Source organism: Rhizobium sp. ZK1, assembly GCF_047782645.1.
Lineage (GTDB): Bacteria > Pseudomonadota > Alphaproteobacteria > Rhizobiales > Rhizobiaceae > Rhizobium.
In genome coordinates this window covers 3,823,175-3,840,033 of sequence record NZ_CP180586.1, presented here as the reverse complement: position 1 = coordinate 3,840,033, position 16,859 = coordinate 3,823,175, and the positions used below count along the sequence as shown (strand labels likewise).

Genomic DNA, 16,859 nt, shown 5'->3' with positions numbered 1-16,859 from the left:
GTATCATGGCAACGTCTTCACCCGCTCAGAATGGGAAGGCCTACACCTATGTCGACCATTCCTATGACGTAATCGTCGTCGGCGCCGGCGGCGCCGGCCTGCGCGCCACGCTCGGCATGGCCGAACAGGGCTTCCGCACGGCCTGCATCACCAAGGTATTTCCGACCCGCTCGCATACGGTTGCGGCCCAGGGCGGCATCGCCGCCTCGCTGCAGAACATGACGCCGGATAGCTGGCAGTGGCACCTTTACGACACCGTCAAGGGTTCCGACTGGCTCGGCGACGTCGACGCCATGCAGTATCTGACCATGGAAGCGCCGAAAGCGGTCTATGAGCTGGAACATTACGGCGTGCCGTTCTCGCGCAACGAGGAAGGCAAGATTTATCAGCGCCCGTTTGGCGGCCACATGCAGAACTTCGGCGAAGGTCCCCCGGTGCAGCGCACCTGCGCCGTTGCCGACCGTACCGGCCACGCCATCCTGCACACGCTCTACGGCCAGTCGCTGCGCAACAATGCCGAATTCTTTGTCGAGTATTTCGCACTCGACCTCATCATGTCCGATGATGGCAGCCGCTGCACCGGCGTCGTCGCCTGGTGTCTCGACGACGGTACGATCCATCGCTTCGCCGCCAAGATGGTGGTGCTTGCGACCGGCGGTTACGGCCGCGCCTATTTCTCGGCAACCTCTGCCCATACCTGCACCGGTGACGGCGGCGGTATGATCGCGCGTGCGGGCCTGCCGCTGCAGGACATGGAATTCGTGCAGTTCCACCCGACCGGCATCTACGGTTCCGGCTGTCTGATTACCGAAGGTGCGCGCGGAGAAGGCGGCTATCTCGTCAATTCCGAAGGCGAGCGTTTCATGGAGCGCTACGCCCCATCGGCCAAGGACCTCGCCTCGCGCGACGTCGTTTCGCGCTGCATGACCCTGGAAATTCGCGAAGGCCGCGGCGTGGGCAAGAACAAGGATCACATCTTCCTGCATCTCGACCATCTCGATCCGGCCGTTCTGCACGAGCGTCTGCCGGGCATTTCCGAGAGCGCCAAAATCTTTGCCGGTGTCGATGTGACTCGCGAACCGATCCCGGTCCTGCCGACCGTCCATTACAATATGGGCGGCATTCCGACGAATTATTGGGGCGAGGTGCTCAATGCCGACAGCTCCAATCCGGAACGCATCATCCCCGGTCTGATGGCCGTCGGTGAGGCCGGCTGCGCCTCGGTTCACGGTGCAAACCGCCTTGGCTCCAACTCGCTGATCGACCTCGTGGTCTTCGGTCGCGCCGCTGCCATCCGTGCCGGTGAGATCATCGACCGCAACGAGCCGGTGCCGGCGCTGAACAAGGCTGCCTGCGACAAGATCATGGACCGTTTCGATGGTCTGCGTTACGCCGACGGCGGCACGCCGACGGCGGTGCTGCGCGAGAAGATGCAGCGCGCCATGCAGGAAGACGCAGCCGTGTTCCGCACTCAGGAATCGCTGGAATCCGGTTGCCGCCGTCTCTCAGAAATCTGGGGCGAGCTCAAGGACATCAAGGTCACCGACCGCTCGATGATCTGGAACTCCGACCTTGTCGAGACGCTGGAACTGCAGAACCTGATGGCAAACGCCATCACCACGATCTACGGCGCCGAAGCCCGCAAGGAAAGCCGCGGTTCGCATGCCCGCGAAGACTACACGTCAGGGGCCTTCGCAGGCCGTGACGACGTCAACTGGCGCAAGCACACGCTGGCCTGGGTGAACGAGGCGGGTGACGTGAAGCTGGACTACCGGCCTGTCCACACCGACCTCATCGCAGACGGCATCGATCCGCACAAGATCGAGCCGAAGGCCCGCGTATACTGATCAGAGGAACCTGACATGGTTGAACTCGCTCTCCCCAAGAATTCCCAGATGCGCGAAGGCAAGGTGTGGCCGAAGCCGGCGGGTGCCAAGAACACGCGTGAGTTCCGCGTCTATCGCTGGAGCCCGGATGACGGCCAGAACCCGTCGATCGACACCTTCTACGTGGATGTCGACGATTGCGGGCCGATGGTTCTCGATGCGCTTCTCTACATCAAGAACAAGATCGATCCGACGCTGACGCTGCGCCGTTCCTGTCGTGAAGGCATCTGCGGTTCCTGCGCGATGAACATCGACGGCACGAATACGCTCGCCTGCACAAAGGGCATGGACGACATCAAGGGCACGGTGAAGATCTACCCGCTGCCGCATATGCCTGTCGTCAAGGATCTGGTTCCCGATCTCAGCAATTTCTATGCCCAGCACCGCTCGATCGAGCCTTGGCTGAAGACGGTTTCGCCGACGCCGGCCAAGGAATGGAAGCAGAGCCATGAAGATCGTCAGAAGCTCGACGGTCTCTATGAGTGCATTCTCTGCGCCTGCTGCTCGACCTCCTGTCCGAGCTACTGGTGGAACGGCGACCGTTATCTCGGTCCGGCCGTCCTGCTGCAGGCCTATCGCTGGCTGATCGATAGCCGTGACGAAGCGACCGGCGAACGACTCGACAATCTCGAGGATCCGTTCCGCCTCTATCGTTGCCACACGATCATGAACTGCGCGCAGACCTGCCCGAAGGGTCTGAACCCGGCCAAGGCGATCGCCGAGATCAAGAAGATGATGGTCGAGCGTCGCGTGTGAGCGTCGATATTTCCATTGGAATCGATGATTTCGATCCCGAGGCGGTCGCTGAAATTCGTTCGCGGCTCGCCTCGGTCAAACAGCAGGGCATCCGTATCGGTTTTGCAATCGAAAGCGGCAGCCGTGCTTGGGGCTTTCCGTCGCCCGACAGCGATTATGATTGCCGTTTCGTCTATGTCCGCCCGGTCTCGGACCACATCGGGCTGGCCTTGCATCGCGATGTGATCGAGTTTCCGATCGTCGGTGATATAGACACGGGCGGTTGGGACCTACGCAAAGCCCTGCTCCTTGCCCTCAAGGGTAACGCTGTTCTCGTCGAATGGATAAAATCGCCCATCGCCTACGAAGAAGAGCCTGGATTTCGCGATCGTCTCTCCGAGGTGCTGGACGAGATCATGGTGCCGCAAAAGGTTGCGCTTCATTATATCGGTCTCCTGCGCCGCCACTGGCAGGCCCATGGAGATGGGCCGATCAAGCTCAAGAAGCTGCTATATGCGATCCGCCCGGCAATCGCGCTCGAATGGATGCGGACGACTGATTTTCGGAAGTTGCCGCCAATGAACATGATGCAAGGTCTGGCTGCGGTCAGCATCGATCACGAACTGCGCAAGGCAATCGATGATCTGGTGATGGTCAAAAGCCAAACTCGCGAGATGGGCGAGGGCATGCCGCCGGAGCGTATTCGGTCCTTTCTTGCGGCATCAATTGAGCGCTATGTAGATCTTGCCGAGCGTATCGAACCTGATCAGGAAGCAGAGAGTCGGGCACATCACCGTGCTGACATATTTTATCAGCAAGAAGTCCAGCGAGCGATTGGTTGAATTGCGCCGGTCTCGCCATAGGTGTCACGAAGGCGTTTTAGGTTTGTGCTGACTTGATTAACCAAAGTGAAATACGGTAATTCGAACCTCTAATCGAAATATCTCTGCGGTTGAGGCGGACATTCGGGAGCTTGATGATGCAGTTGCGATATGTGGTGACGGGTTTAACGGCCGCTCTGGCCTTGGCAGGATGCCAGCGCACCTCATATGATTACAGCAGTAACAGTGCGCCTCCGCCGCTGACCGCACAGCCGGTACCCTCCGTGCAGGGCGGCCAGCTTCCGCCTCCGACCGGGCAGTTTCCTGCCGCCCCGACCTCGACGGCGCCGACGGTGGGTGTCCAGCCTGGCGGCGCTGCACCCACTGCCGCCATGGATGTAACCAAGGAATCGATGGTCGGCAGCTGGCGTGTCAACGGCAGCTGTGACATGTTCCTGACGCTTACCAATCTCGGCAGCGGTTCGCGCGGCGGTACACGCGGTTGCGTTGGCGAGCTGACGGCCATGGGCTCCTGGGAAGTTTCCGGCAAGCAGGTTCTGCTCAAGGACCGCAGCGGCAACCAGATCGGTTCCGTCTACAAGGTTGCCGACAACAGCTTCAATGGCCAGACCTCGACCGGGCAGCCGATCACCCTCAGCCGGTAAGATAATCCGGCGGGGTTCCGCCGGTTACGCATAGGCGGACAAGCCCTCATGCAGCCAATGCCAGACTATTCGCTCAGCGTCACCGAGCAGCTCAAATCGCTGACCGCTTCGGGGACGTTGCAGGTCGATTCCGCGCAGATGGACGTGGCCAAGTGCCTCGATCGGGTGCTCGCTTCCCTCAAGCAGAAACGGCCGGCGGCCAAAAGCAGCGCGCTCGGCTGGTTGTTCGCATCCAAGAAGAAGTCCGAGGCCGGTATCAGGGGTCTCTATATCCATGGCAGCGTCGGACGCGGCAAGACGATGCTAATGGACATGTTCTTCGCGATGGCGCCCTGCCGGAAAAAGCGACGCGCGCATTTCCACGAATTCATGACCGATGTGCACAATCGCATCGCCGCCCACCGGCAGAAGCTGAAGAACGGCGAGACGAAACAGGCCGATCCGATACCGCCGGTTGCCTCCGCGCTTTTCGAGGAGGCGGAACTGCTCTGCTTCGACGAATTCACGGTCACCGACATCGCCGATGCGATGATCCTGTCGCGGCTGTTTTCCGAGCTTTTCGCTCGCGGTTGTGTGCTGGTGGCAACCTCGAATGTCGAGCCCGACAATCTCTACAAGGATGGCCTCAATCGCGGGCTCTTCCTGCCCTTCGTCACGCTGCTCAAAAAGCATGTCGAGATCGTCACGCTCGATTCTCCGACTGACTATCGGATGGAGAAGCTGAACAGTCAGCCGATCTATCTCGTTCCGATCGACGAGCTCACCGACATGGCGATGGATGCCTCGTGGACGCAGGCGCTGCATGGCCGCAAGGCGCAGCCGGTGGAGATCCCCATGAAGGGCCGGGCAATCCATGTACCACTCGCGGCCGACCGGATGGCGCGTTTCTCCTTCGCCGATCTCTGCGATAAGCCGTTGAGTGCAGCCGATTTTCTGGCCATCTCCGAACGCTTCGATACGATCTTTCTGGATCACGTTCCGCTACTCGGTCCGGAAAAGCGAAACCAGATCAAGCGCTTCATCATTCTGATCGACACGCTCTACGATCACGGCATCCGTCTTTACGTTTCCGCCGCTGCCATGCCCGAAGATCTGCTCGTCGAAAGACGCGGCACCGAAGGCTTTGAATTCGATCGCACGGCATCCCGTCTTTTTGAGATGAGAAGTGCTGAATATCTCGCGGCGCATCACGAACGGCGGGCTGCCGAGTAACACTTTGGTGACAATTTATCTTACGTTTACGTAAGAATTTTAATATCTAAACGATTGAAATTGCTGCACCAAAAATAATGCATTGCCATTTTTTGGCTTTAGGTCTATGCGATTGCGGCATTGGGCGATGCCCGCGCGTCGCCCGACGGATTTTGATCGCAAAGGAAAAGCGAAATGGCGCGTAACAAGATCGCACTCATCGGTTCTGGCATGATTGGTGGCACGCTGGCGCATCTGGCCGGCCTGAAGGAGCTGGGCGACATCGTCCTCTTCGACATTGCTGACGGCATCCCCCAGGGCAAGGGCCTCGACATCGCACAGTCCTCCCCGGTCGAAGGCTTCGACGCCAACCTGACAGGCGCCAGCGACTACTCCGCGATCGAAGGTGCTGACGTCTGCATCGTCACCGCAGGCGTACCGCGCAAGCCGGGCATGAGCCGTGATGACCTTCTCGGCATCAACCTCAAGGTCATGGAGCAGGTCGGCGCCGGCATCAAGAAATATGCCCCGAACGCTTTCGTCATCTGCATCACCAACCCGCTCGACGCCATGGTCTGGGCGCTGCAGAAGTTCTCCGGCCTTCCGGCCAACAAGGTCGTCGGCATGGCCGGCGTTCTCGACTCCTCGCGCTTCCGTCTTTTCCTCGCCAAGGAATTCAACGTTTCCGTTCAGGACGTCACGGCTTTCGTTCTCGGTGGTCACGGCGACACGATGGTGCCGCTCGCCCGTTACTCCACGGTTGGCGGCATTCCGCTGACCGACCTCGTCACCATGGGTTGGGTCACCAAGGAGCGCCTCGAAGAGATCATTCAGCGCACACGTGACGGCGGCGCCGAAATCGTCGGTCTGCTGAAGACCGGTTCGGCCTATTACGCTCCGGCCGCTTCCGCTATTGAAATGGCTGAATCCTACCTCAAGGACAAGAAGCGCGTCCTGCCCTGCGCTGCTCACCTTACCGGCCAGTACGGCGTCAAGGACATGTATGTCGGCGTTCCCACCGTCATCGGTGCCGGCGGCGTCGAGCGCATCATCGAGATCGATCTCAACAAGACCGAGAAGGAAGCCTTCGACAAGTCCGTCGGCGCCGTTGCCGGTCTCTGCGAAGCCTGCATCAACATCGCGCCCGCCCTCAAGTAATTGGTGCGCTGAAGCAATCGAAATAGGGACAAACCCATGAATATTCACGAATATCAGGCCAAGGCTCTGCTGAAGGGCTATGGCGCGCCGGTCGCGGAAGGCGTGGCTATCCTCAAGGTCGAGGAAGCCGTTGCCGCCGCCAAATCGCTTCCCGGCCCGCTCTACGTGGTCAAGAGCCAGATCCATGCGGGCGGCCGCGGTAAAGGCAAGTTCAAAGAGCTCGGCCCGGATGCCAAGGGCGGCGTTCGTCTCGCCAAGTCGATCGATGAAGTCGTTGCGCATGCCAAGGAGATGCTCGGCAATACGCTGGTGACGGCGCAGACCGGCGAAGCCGGCAAGCAAGTCAACCGTCTCTACATCGAAGACGGTGCCGATATTGCCCGGGAACTCTATTGCTCGCTCCTGGTCGACCGCTCGGTCGGCAAGGTGGCTTTCGTCGTTTCGACCGAGGGCGGCATGGACATCGAAGCCGTCGCCCACGACACGCCTGAGAAGATCCACACGATCGCCATCGATCCGGAAGCCGGCGTTACGGCGGCCGACGTTGCTGCCATCACCAAGGCGCTTCAGCTCGACGGTGCAGCTGCCGAAGATGCAAAGTCGCTCTTCCCGGCGCTCTACAAGGCGTTCGGTGAAAAGGACATGGCCCTGCTCGAGGTCAATCCGCTGATCGTCATGAAGGACGGTCATCTGCGCGTCCTCGACGCCAAGATGTCTTTCGATGGCAATGCGCTGTTCCGTCATGACGACGTCAGGGCGCTGCGCGACGAGACGGAAGAGGATGCCAAGGAAATCGAAGCCTCCAAGTGGGACCTCGCCTATGTGGCGCTCGACGGCAACATCGGCTGCATGGTCAACGGCGCAGGCCTTGCCATGGCGACGATGGACATCATCAAGCTCTACGGCAAGGAGCCGGCGAACTTCTGCGACGTCGGCGGTGGCGCCGGCAAGGAGAAGGTTGCTGCGGCCTTCAAGATCATCACCGCAGACCCCAAGGTCGAAGGCATTCTCGTCAACATCTTCGGCGGCATCATGAAGTGCGATGTCATTGCCGAAGGCGTCATTGCCGCGGTCAAGGAAGTCGGTCTCAAGGTTCCGCTCGTGGTTCGCCTCGAAGGCACCAATGTCGATCTCGGCAAGAAGATCCTGAACGAGTCGGGTCTGGCCATCACGGCGGCTGACGACCTGGACGATGCGGCCAAGAAGATCGTCGCGGCGATCAACGGCTAATTTGAAGGATCTGAAAGAATGTCTATTCTCGTCAACAAAGACACCAAGATCCTTGTTCAGGGTCTGACCGGCAAGACCGGTACATTCCACACCGAACAGGCGCTTGCTTATTACGGCACGCAGATGGTCGGTGGTATTCACCCGAAGAAGGGCGGCGAAACCTGGACCGGCTCCAAGGGCGAAAGCCTGCCGATCTTCGCAACCGTTGCCGAAGGCAAGGAAAAGACCGGCGCTGACGCGACCGTCATCTACGTTCCGCCGGCAGGTGCAGCCGATGCGATCATCGAGGCGATCGACGCCGAGATCCCGTTTATCACCTGCATCACCGAAGGCATCCCGGTCATGGACATGGTTCGCGTCAAGGCTCGCCTCGACCGCTCCAAGTCGCGCCTGCTCGGCCCGAACTGCCCAGGCATCCTGACGCCGGAAGAATGCAAAATCGGCATCATGCCGGGTTCGATCTTCCGCAAGGGTTCGGTCGGTATCGTTTCCCGTTCGGGGACGCTGACCTACGAAGCAGTCTTCCAGACCTCCAACGAAGGCCTCGGCCAGACGACGGCTGTCGGCATCGGCGGCGACCCGGTCAAGGGTACCGAGTTCATCGACGTGCTGGAAATGTTCCTCGCTGACGATGCCACGACCTCGATCATCATGATCGGCGAAATCGGCGGCTCGGCTGAAGAAGACGCGGCCCAGTTCCTCAAGGACGAGGCCAAGAAGGGCCGCAGGAAGCCGATGGCCGGCTTCATCGCCGGCCGTACCGCGCCGAAGGGCCGCACCATGGGCCATGCCGGTGCTGTGGTTTCCGGCGGCAAGGGTGATGCGGAATCGAAGATCGCGGCGATGGAATCGGCAGGCATCAAGGTGTCGCCGTCTCCGGCTCGCCTCGGCAAGACGCTGGTTGAAGTCCTCAAGGGCTAAACCAACTTATATACCCGGACGGAAGAAGGCATCCCAACTTCCGTCCGGCTCTCCATTTGTGGAATATGGATGCGCCGCGGACAGGCGGCAATCGGAATGCGGCAGCCGGCGATGAAGCCGGCAAATTCATCTAAGTCAGGAGGCGGACGGAAGCGTCCGCATATCACCATGGCACGGCAAGAAGCCAACGAGCAATTTCAGATCACCTCGTTTCTGGATGGCGCCAATGCTGCCTATATCGAGCAGCTCTACGCCCGTTATGAAGATGATCCCAACTCGGTCGACGATCAGTGGCGGTCCTTCTTCAAGGCGCTGGAAGACGATCCTGCCGATGTGAAGAAGGCGGCCAAGGGCGCATCCTGGCGCAAAAAGAACTGGCCGCTGCAGGCAAGCGGCGATCTCGTCTCAGCGCTCGATGGCGACTGGGGCATCGTCGAAAAGGTCATCGAGACCAAGGTGAAGGCAAAGGCCGAAGCCGCCGGTCAGCCGGCGGGCGCCGCCGACGTGCTGCAAGCGACGCGTGATTCCGTTCGCGCCATCATGATGATCCGTGCCTATCGCATGCGCGGCCATCTGCACGCCAAGCTCGATCCGCTCGGCATCGCCGCTCCGGTGGATGACTATCACGAGCTTTCGCCCGAAAATTACGGCTTCACGGCTGCCGACTACGATCGCAAGATCTTCATCGATAATGTGCTCGGTCTCGAATATGCGACCCTCCGCGAGATGATCGAAATCCTCGAGCGTACCTATTGCTCGACCCTCGGCGTCGAATTCATGCACATCTCCAATCCGGAAGAAAAGGCATGGATCCAGGAACGCATTGAAGGTCCTGACAAGGGTGTTGCCTTCTCCGCCGAAGGCAAAAAGGCGATCCTCGCCAAGCTGGTCGAAGCCGAAGGTTACGAACAGTTCCTCGACGTCAAGTTCAAGGGCACCAAGCGCTTCGGCCTCGACGGCGGTGAATCGCTGATCCCGGCGCTCGAGCAGATCCTGAAGCGCGGCGGTCATCTCGGCCTCAAGGAAGCCGTTTTCGGCATGGCCCATCGCGGCCGCCTGAACGTACTTTCCCAGGTCATGGGCAAGCCGCACCGCGCCATCTTCCACGAGTTCAAGGGCGGTTCTTACGCGCCTGATGAAGTCGAAGGCTCCGGCGACGTGAAGTACCATCTGGGTGCTTCCTCCGACCGCGAATTCGACGGCAACAAGGTGCATGTCTCGCTGACGGCAAACCCGTCGCACCTCGAAATCGTCGATCCCGTGGTCATGGGCAAGGCTCGCGCCAAGCAGGACATGAGCGCGACCGTCTGGGACGGTGACATCATCCCGCTGTCCGAACGTTCCAAGGTTCTACCGCTTCTGATCCACGGCGACGCAGCTTTCGCCGGCCAGGGCGTCATTGCCGAAATCCTTGGCTTGTCGGGTCTACGCGGCCATCGCGTCGCCGGCACGATGCACGTCATCATCAACAACCAGATCGGCTTCACCACCAACCCGGCCTTCTCGCGCTCGTCGCCTTATCCGTCCGACGTCGCCAAGATGATCGAAGCGCCGATCCTGCACGTTAACGGTGACGATCCGGAAGCCGTCGTCTATGCGGCCAAGGTTGCGACCGAATTCCGCATGAAGTTCCATAAGCCGGTCGTGCTCGACATGTTCTGCTATCGTCGCTACGGCCACAATGAAGGCGATGAGCCGTCCTTCACACAGCCGAAGATGTACAAGGTCATCCGTGGTCACAAGACGGTCCTGCAGCTCTATGCGGACCGTCTCGTTCGCGAAGGCCTGCTCACCGACGGCGAAGTCGAAAAGATGAAGGCCGACTGGCGCGCTCATCTCGAGCAGGAGTTCGAAGCCGGTCAGCACTACAAGCCGAACAAGGCCGACTGGCTGGACGGCGAATGGTCCGGTCTGCGCACGGCTGACAATGCCGACGAACAGCGCCGCGGCAAGACCGCCGTGCCTATGAAGACGCTCAAGGATATCGGCCGCAAGCTGTCGGAAATTCCTGAAGGCTTCAATGCGCACCGCACGATCCAGCGCTTCATGGAAAACCGCGCCAACATGATCCAGAGTGGCGAAGGCCTCGACTGGGCCATGGCGGAGGCGCTTGCTTTCGGTGCGCTTGTCGTCGAAGGTCACAAGATTCGTTTGTCCGGTCAGGATTGCGAACGCGGTACCTTCTCGCAGCGCCACTCGGTTCTCTACGATCAGGAAACTGAAGAGCGCTACATCCCGCTCGCGAACCTGTCGCAGACGCAGGCCCGTTACGAAGTCATCAACTCGATGCTTTCGGAAGAAGCCGTTCTCGGCTTCGAATATGGCTACTCGCTGGCTCGTCCGAATGCTCTGACGCTCTGGGAAGCCCAGTTCGGGGACTTCGCAAACGGCGCGCAGGTCGTCTTCGATCAGTTCATCTCGTCGGGCGAACGCAAGTGGCTGCGCATGTCGGGTCTCGTCTGCCTGCTGCCGCACGGTTATGAAGGCCAAGGTCCGGAACACTCGTCCGCCCGTCTGGAGCGCTTCCTCCAGCTTTGCGCGGAAGACAATATGCAGGTCGCCAACGTCACGACGCCGGCGAACTACTTCCACATCTTGCGCCGCCAGCTGAAGCGCGACTTCCGCAAGCCGCTGATTCTGATGACGCCGAAGTCGCTGCTGCGCCACAAGCGCGCCGTATCGACGCTTGCCGAACTGGCCGGTGAATCTTCCTTCCACCGTCTCCTTTGGGACGATGCCGAAGTCATCAAGGACGGCCCGATCAAGCTGCAGAAGGACGCCAAGATCCGTCGCGTCGTCATCTGCACCGGCAAGGTCTACTACGACCTCCTGGAAGAGCGCGAGAAGCGCGGTATCGACGATATCTATCTGCTGCGTATCGAACAGCTTTACCCGTTCCCGGCCAAGGCGCTCATCAACGAGCTGTCCCGCTTCCGCAACGCCGAGATGGTCTGGTGCCAGGAAGAGCCGAAGAACATGGGTGCATGGTCGTTCATCGACCCGTATCTGGAATGGGTGCTTGCCCATATTGATGCGAAGTACCAACGCGTTCGTTACACGGGTCGTCCGGCCGCCGCTTCGCCGGCAACGGGCCTGATGTCCAAGCATCTGTCGCAGCTAGCCGCATTCCTCGAGGATGCGCTGGGCGGCTAACAAAAAGGGGAAGCGCGATGGCATATTTCTTCATGAGACTTGTGCCACCGCGCCTCACATTCCCGCATGACGGGACCGGGGAGGAAATGGCGGCGATGAAGCGCCATGCCGAGTATTGGCACCAGAAAGCCCTTGCAGGATCGGCGATTGCCGTCGGTCCCGTTTTCGAGGCTGGAGGGGCTTTCGGCATCGCCATCGTCGAGGTTGCGGATCAGGCGGCAGCCAAGGCGCTTGCCGATGCCGACCCGATCATCACGTCCGGCTTCGGTTTTCGTTTCGATGTCTCGCCAATGCCCTCAATCATTCTCCGGCCGCAGGCTGGGACCGCTATCTAACACGATAACAAGCACAATCAGGATTTGAACAATGGCCACAGAAATCCGCGTTCCAACACTCGGTGAATCCGTCAGCGAGGCAACCGTCGGCACCTGGTTCAAGAAGGTCGGCGATGCCGTGAAGGCCGACGAGCCCATTCTCGAGCTTGAAACCGACAAGGTGACCATCGAAGTTCCGGCTCCGGCTTCCGGCACGCTTTCGGAAATCGTTGCGCAGGCTGGCGAGACCGTTGGCCTCGGCGCGCTTCTCGGCCAGATCGCGGCAGGCGCAGGCGCCGCCGCGGCTCCGGCTGCCGCTGCCCCGGCCGCAGCGCCTGCTGCACCCGCTCCGACACCAGTTGCTCCGGTTGCTGCCGCTGCCGCTTCGGCCGCCTCCGTATCATCCATGCCGCCGGCTCCGGCTGCGGCAAAGATGCTCGCAGAAAACAACCTCTCGGCCGATCAGGTCGATGGTTCTGGCAAACGCGGCCAGGTCCTGAAGGGCGATGTCATCGCAGCCGTCGCCAAGGCTGCGGCGGCTCCGGCCTCAGCATCGGCAGCCCCTGCAGCTCCGCGTGGTCCGTCGACGGTCGAGGATGCCGGCCGCGAAGAGCGCGTGAAGATGACGCGCCTGCGCCAGACGATCGCCAAGCGTCTCAAGGATGCGCAGAACACGGCTGCCATGCTGACCACCTATAACGAGGTGGACATGAAGGCCGTCATGGACCTGCGCAACAAGTACAAGGATGTCTTCGAGAAGAAGCATGGCGTGAAGCTCGGCTTCATGGGCTTCTTCACCAAGGCGGTCACGCACGCGCTCAAGGAACTGCCGGCCGTCAACGCTGAAATCGACGGCACCGACATCATCTATAAAAACTATTGCCACGTCGGCATGGCTGTCGGCACCGACAAGGGGCTTGTCGTTCCGGTCATCCGTGATGCTGACCAGATGTCGATCGCGGAAATCGAGAAGGAACTCGGCCGCCTCGCCAAGGCAGCCCGTGACGGCTCGCTCTCCATGGCAGAGATGCAGGGCGGCACCTTCACCATCACCAATGGTGGTGTCTACGGCTCGTTGATGTCCTCGCCGATCCTCAACGCACCGCAGTCGGGCATTCTCGGCATGCACAAGATCCAGGAGCGTCCTGTCGCCATCGGCGGTCAGGTTGTCATCCGCCCGATGATGTATCTGGCACTCTCCTACGACCACCGTATCGTCGACGGCAAGGAAGCCGTGACCTTCCTCGTGCGCGTCAAGGAAAGCCTGGAAGATCCGGAACGTCTGGTTCTGGACCTCTGAGCGGAGCGATCTGCCATGCGAGACCGGATCATGCGAGTGGCGGGCGCAGTGTTCTGCGCCACGGTTGCCCTCATGCCGGTCTTGGCTCTCGCCTTCGATGCGAACAAGGCGAGCAGTAATTTCGACCTCGTGTCATCAGGCGATGCGGAGCTTTCCGCACGCTCCATCAAGACCGTTGATATGGGCAATGTCGAGCTCACCTCGGGCCGCATCGTAGCCGCCGATCCGCTGGCGCAGCCGGATCGGCCGGCATTGGCAAAAACGGTTCCTGTCGGCGAATATCCGGTGCGGCTCTATGAGGCTTTCGGTCGGGTTGCGGCGGCAAGCATGCGCTTTGCCGAGGGCAAGCCCGATCACTGGGAGCTTGCGACCATTCCGGGCCAGGATGTCGGCACCCTGAAGGACGACGAGATCTTCGGTTATCCCGTCGATGCCGGCCTCGGCAGCTATATGGACGCAGATACACTTGATTTGATCGGGCAACGTGAACAGTTGGTTCAGGCGCAAAAGCCGGGTTCCGATGTGAATTATTACGACGACGTGGTCGCTTCCGAACTCGATGCCAACAAGGGTGTCTATGCGTTGCACCGGCCGGTGGCCGGCAAGAAGGGCAATGTGGCGATCTTCTGGAGCGGATGGGGCGACGGCTTCTATCCGGTGTTCTGGGGTCTGGACAAGGACGAGCATCCGCTGGTGCTGCTGACGGATTTCCAAGTCATCGAAAACGCCGACGGGCGCAGAAAGCCGAGCTTGTAATGAATGGAGCGGGGCATATGACGACGAAGCGGAAGGGTCTGGCAGCGATCGTCATCGCCGCACTGTCCTGTGCTCCGATTTCCGCCCTCGCTGCCGAATGCAAGCAGGCCAAGGCGATCTATGGAGATCGCGACGGTGCCTATGAGCTGCGCTTTTCGCCGATTACCTCCGAGGCCATGACCTCGACCCATCAGTTCAAGCTCAGTGCGCTGAAGACCCCTGTCGTGATGGACGGCTATATCATGTCCTCCGACGATCCGCAGCGGACTATGGGCATGGTGATGTTCAACTGCCCTGACGGTGATGTTACCGGCGCCGATCTCGATGCCTGCATGGTCTGGCAGGGTTTTGTATATCGCGCGAAGGAAGGCGGGCTCGACAATCTGCAGTCTGGTGATAGCCCGGCAGCAGACAGGATCGTCTTTCCCGGTCTCGGTCCCGCCATCCGCCAGTCTTCGGCCTGGGGTGACGGCAAGGCAAAGATCGCGCCATGGGATGTTCTCGATTTCAAGGGGTGCGCGCAATGACCGACAGTCCCGTTCTACTGGTTACCGGCGGCAGCCGTGGCATTGGCGCGGCTGCCTGTCTGGTTGCTGCTCGCCATGGCTGGCGTGTTGCGGTGAACTATGCCTCGAACGAGACGGCGGCGAATGCTGTCGTTTCTGAGATCGAGAAGGCCGGTGGTCAGGCGATCGCCGTCAAGGGCGATGTCGGCAGTGCCGCCGATATTGTCTCGATGTTCGAGGCGGTCGACAAGTATTTCGGGCGGCTGGACGGGCTGGTGAACAATGCCGGTATCGTCGACTACATCGCGCGCGTCGATGAAATGTCTGCCGAGCGTCTCGAACGCATGATGCGGATCAATGTAACGGGTTCGATGCTCTGTGCCGGTCAGGCGGTGCGTCGCATGTCCACCAGGCATGGCGGCCGAGGTGGCGCGATCGTCAATATCTCGTCCATGGCCGCAGTGATCGGCGGGCCGGCGCAGTATGTTGATTATGCCGCGTCCAAGGCCGCCATCGATACGTTCACGATCGGGCTTTCCAAGGAAGTCGCGGCTGAGGGCGTCAGGGTCAATGCCATACGTCCCGGCATCATCGAAACGGATATTCATGCCTCCGGCGGGCAGCCGGACAGGCCGAAAGAAATGGCTTCATCGATCCCGATGAAGCGAGCCGGACAAGCGGAAGAGGTGGCCGATGCGATCGTCTATCTGCTTTCGCCCTCGGCATCCTACATAACAGGCGCGATCCTCAATGTGAGCGGCGGGCGCTAGTCAATAACGTAAAGGGAAAAAGCAATGTTCTATGATGTGATTGTTATCGGAACCGGCCCTGGCGGCTATGTCGCGGCAATCAAGGCTGCGCAGCTTGGCCTCAAGGTCGCGGTCGTCGAGAAGCGCGCCACCTATGGCGGTACCTGCCTGAATGTCGGCTGCATCCCTTCCAAGGCGCTGCTGCATGCTTCCGAGATGTTCCATGCGACGCATCATATGGAAGAGTTGGGCATCGAAGTCGCCGCTCCGAAGCTCAATCTCGAAAAGATGCTGGCGCACAAGGATGCGACGGTAAAGTCCAACGTCGACGGCGTTGCCTTCCTGTTCAAGAAGAACAAGATTGACGCCTTCCACGGCACCGGCAAGATCGTCTCCGCCGGCAAGGTCTCAGTGACCGCCGAAGACGGCACGGTTCAGGAAATCGAAGGCAAGAACATCGTCATCGCCACGGGTTCCGACGTCGCCGGCATCCCGGGTGTGAACGTCGATATCGATGAGAAGATCGTCGTATCCTCCACCGGCGCCATCGCGCTGGAAAAGGTACCGGAAACGATGATCGTCGTCGGCGGTGGCGTCATTGGCCTCGAGCTCGGCTCGGTCTGGTCGCGTCTCGGCGCAAAGGTCACTGTCATCGAATTTCTCGACAAGATCCTCGGTCCGATGGATGCCGATGTTTCCAAGCAGTTCCAGCGTATGCTTGGCAAGCAGGGCATCGATATCAACCTGAGCTCCAAGGTGACGGGGGTTGAAAAGGGTGGCAAGGGCGCCAAGGTGACCTTTGAGCCGGTCGCCGGCGGCGCTGCCCAGACGCTTGAAGCTGATGTCGTTCTCATCTCCACCGGCCGTATTCCGTACACGGCCGGCCTCGGTCTCGAAGAAGCAGGCGTCAAGCTCGACAATCGCGGCCGCGTCGAAATCGACGGCCACTTCAAGACCAATGTCGAAGGCATCTATGCAATCGGCGACGTCGTGAAGGGTCCGATGCTGGCGCATAAGGCAGAAGACGAAGGCGTCGCGCTTGCCGAAATCCTCGCTGGCCAGCACGGCCATGTGAATTACGACGTGATTCCGAGCGTCGTCTACACACAGCCCGAAGTCGCTTCCGTCGGCAAGACCGAAGAAGAGTTGAAGGCTGCAGGCGTCGCCTACAAGGTTGGCAAGTTCCCGTTCTCGGCCAACGGTCGTGCTCGCGCCATGCTGGCGACGGACGGTTTCGTCAAGATCCTGTCTGACAAGGAAACCGATCGCGTGCTCGGCGGCCACATTGTCGGCTTCGGCGCCGGCGAGATGATCCACGAGATCGCCGTGCTGATGGAGTTCGGTGGTTCCGCTGAAGACCTCGGCCGCACCTGCCACGCGCATCCGACCATGTCGGAGGCCGTGAAGGAAGCAGCGCTCGCCGCATTCTTCAAGCCGATCCATATGTAAGATTAAATATCAGCAATCATTCATG

The 16,859-nt window shown here is 60.2% G+C and carries 15 protein-coding genes; all 15 read left to right on the top strand.

Annotated elements, in window-relative coordinates; all coding sequences use genetic code 11:
• Window positions 1-5: 5 nt before the first annotated feature.
• The 15 genes from sdhA (at window position 6) to lpdA (ending at window position 16,834) form a co-directional block, all read left to right on the top strand.
• On the top strand, window positions 6-1,847 hold the full coding sequence (gene sdhA, locus ACK9YZ_RS19440; RefSeq protein ID WP_216756178.1) for a succinate dehydrogenase flavoprotein subunit: 1,842 nt from the start codon (window positions 6-8) through the stop codon (window positions 1,845-1,847).
• Window positions 1,848-1,862: 15 nt separating this feature from the next.
• The gene (locus ACK9YZ_RS19435) at window positions 1,863-2,642 is read left to right on the top strand and encodes a succinate dehydrogenase iron-sulfur subunit (RefSeq protein WP_007822372.1); all 780 of its coding nucleotides are present in this window, start codon (window positions 1,863-1,865) and stop codon (window positions 2,640-2,642) included.
• Window positions 2,639-3,463, top strand: a complete 825-nt coding sequence (locus ACK9YZ_RS19430) for a DNA polymerase beta superfamily protein (protein ID WP_416064867.1) — start codon at window positions 2,639-2,641, stop codon at window positions 3,461-3,463. The genes ACK9YZ_RS19435 and ACK9YZ_RS19430 overlap by 4 nt, the downstream gene beginning before the upstream one ends.
• 137 nt (window positions 3,464-3,600) lie before the next feature.
• Window positions 3,601-4,107, top strand: a complete 507-nt coding sequence (locus ACK9YZ_RS19425; protein WP_216758947.1) for a protease inhibitor Inh/omp19 family protein — start codon at window positions 3,601-3,603, stop codon at window positions 4,105-4,107.
• 48 nt (window positions 4,108-4,155) lie between these two features.
• Entirely contained in the window at window positions 4,156-5,319 is a 1,164-nt protein-coding gene (gene zapE / locus ACK9YZ_RS19420; protein ID WP_416064866.1) for a cell division protein ZapE, read from the top strand.
• A gap of 174 nt (window positions 5,320-5,493) precedes the next feature.
• On the top strand, window positions 5,494-6,456 hold the full coding sequence (mdh, locus tag ACK9YZ_RS19415) for a malate dehydrogenase (protein WP_007822364.1): 963 nt from the start codon (window positions 5,494-5,496) through the stop codon (window positions 6,454-6,456).
• A gap of 36 nt (window positions 6,457-6,492) precedes the next feature.
• Window positions 6,493-7,686, top strand: a complete 1,194-nt coding sequence (gene sucC / locus ACK9YZ_RS19410; RefSeq protein ID WP_416064865.1) for an ADP-forming succinate--CoA ligase subunit beta — start codon at window positions 6,493-6,495, stop codon at window positions 7,684-7,686.
• A gap of 18 nt (window positions 7,687-7,704) precedes the next feature.
• Window positions 7,705-8,607, top strand: coding sequence for a succinate--CoA ligase subunit alpha (gene sucD, locus ACK9YZ_RS19405; RefSeq protein WP_216756173.1), 903 nt, complete (start codon window positions 7,705-7,707; stop codon window positions 8,605-8,607).
• Between the two features lie 168 nt (window positions 8,608-8,775).
• On the top strand, window positions 8,776-11,760 hold the full coding sequence (locus ACK9YZ_RS19400) for a 2-oxoglutarate dehydrogenase E1 component (protein WP_216756172.1): 2,985 nt from the start codon (window positions 8,776-8,778) through the stop codon (window positions 11,758-11,760).
• A 17-nt stretch (window positions 11,761-11,777) separates the two neighbouring features.
• Entirely contained in the window at window positions 11,778-12,095 is a 318-nt protein-coding gene (locus ACK9YZ_RS19395; RefSeq protein ID WP_416064864.1) for a YciI family protein, read from the top strand.
• 31 nt (window positions 12,096-12,126) lie between these two features.
• On the top strand, window positions 12,127-13,374 hold the full coding sequence (gene odhB / locus ACK9YZ_RS19390; RefSeq protein WP_416064863.1) for a 2-oxoglutarate dehydrogenase complex dihydrolipoyllysine-residue succinyltransferase: 1,248 nt from the start codon (window positions 12,127-12,129) through the stop codon (window positions 13,372-13,374).
• Window positions 13,375-13,389: 15 nt separating this feature from the next.
• Window positions 13,390-14,130 (top strand): DUF4241 domain-containing protein, encoded by a 741-nt coding sequence (locus ACK9YZ_RS19385; RefSeq protein ID WP_216756169.1) that lies wholly within the window; start codon window positions 13,390-13,392, stop codon window positions 14,128-14,130.
• A complete protein-coding gene (locus tag ACK9YZ_RS19380; RefSeq protein ID WP_216756168.1) occupies window positions 14,130-14,657 on the top strand; it encodes a hypothetical protein in 528 nt (175 codons plus the stop codon). The genes ACK9YZ_RS19385 and ACK9YZ_RS19380 overlap by 1 nt, the downstream gene beginning before the upstream one ends.
• Entirely contained in the window at window positions 14,654-15,406 is a 753-nt protein-coding gene (locus ACK9YZ_RS19375; protein WP_216756167.1) for an SDR family oxidoreductase, read from the top strand. Before ACK9YZ_RS19380 ends, ACK9YZ_RS19375 begins: the two co-directional genes overlap by 4 nt.
• Before the next feature lie 24 nt (window positions 15,407-15,430).
• The gene (lpdA, locus tag ACK9YZ_RS19370) at window positions 15,431-16,834 is read left to right on the top strand and encodes a dihydrolipoyl dehydrogenase (RefSeq protein ID WP_416064862.1); all 1,404 of its coding nucleotides are present in this window, start codon (window positions 15,431-15,433) and stop codon (window positions 16,832-16,834) included.
• Window positions 16,835-16,859: the final 25 nt, after the last annotated feature.

Bases quoted from the DNA above. Each gene is read 5' to 3' on its own strand.
- lpdA (WP_416064862.1), top strand. From the start codon at position 15,431: ATGTTCTATGATGTGATTGTTATCGGAACCGGCCCTGGCGGCTATGTC.
- odhB (WP_416064863.1), top strand. From the start codon at position 12,127: ATGGCCACAGAAATCCGCGTTCCAACACTCGGTGAATCCGTCAGCGAG.
- sucD (WP_216756173.1), top strand. From the start codon at position 7,705: ATGTCTATTCTCGTCAACAAAGACACCAAGATCCTTGTTCAGGGTCTG.
- zapE (WP_416064866.1), top strand. From the start codon at position 4,156: ATGCAGCCAATGCCAGACTATTCGCTCAGCGTCACCGAGCAGCTCAAA.
- ACK9YZ_RS19385 (WP_216756169.1), top strand. From the start codon at position 13,390: ATGCGAGACCGGATCATGCGAGTGGCGGGCGCAGTGTTCTGCGCCACG.
- ACK9YZ_RS19435 (WP_007822372.1), top strand. From the start codon at position 1,863: ATGGTTGAACTCGCTCTCCCCAAGAATTCCCAGATGCGCGAAGGCAAG.
- ACK9YZ_RS19375 (WP_216756167.1), top strand. From the start codon at position 14,654: ATGACCGACAGTCCCGTTCTACTGGTTACCGGCGGCAGCCGTGGCATT.
- ACK9YZ_RS19380 (WP_216756168.1), top strand. From the start codon at position 14,130: ATGAATGGAGCGGGGCATATGACGACGAAGCGGAAGGGTCTGGCAGCG.
- sdhA (WP_216756178.1), top strand. From the start codon at position 6: ATGGCAACGTCTTCACCCGCTCAGAATGGGAAGGCCTACACCTATGTC.
- ACK9YZ_RS19400 (WP_216756172.1), top strand. From the start codon at position 8,776: ATGGCACGGCAAGAAGCCAACGAGCAATTTCAGATCACCTCGTTTCTG.
- ACK9YZ_RS19395 (WP_416064864.1), top strand. From the start codon at position 11,778: ATGGCATATTTCTTCATGAGACTTGTGCCACCGCGCCTCACATTCCCG.
- ACK9YZ_RS19425 (WP_216758947.1), top strand. From the start codon at position 3,601: ATGCAGTTGCGATATGTGGTGACGGGTTTAACGGCCGCTCTGGCCTTG.
- sucC (WP_416064865.1), top strand. From the start codon at position 6,493: ATGAATATTCACGAATATCAGGCCAAGGCTCTGCTGAAGGGCTATGGC.
- mdh (WP_007822364.1), top strand. From the start codon at position 5,494: ATGGCGCGTAACAAGATCGCACTCATCGGTTCTGGCATGATTGGTGGC.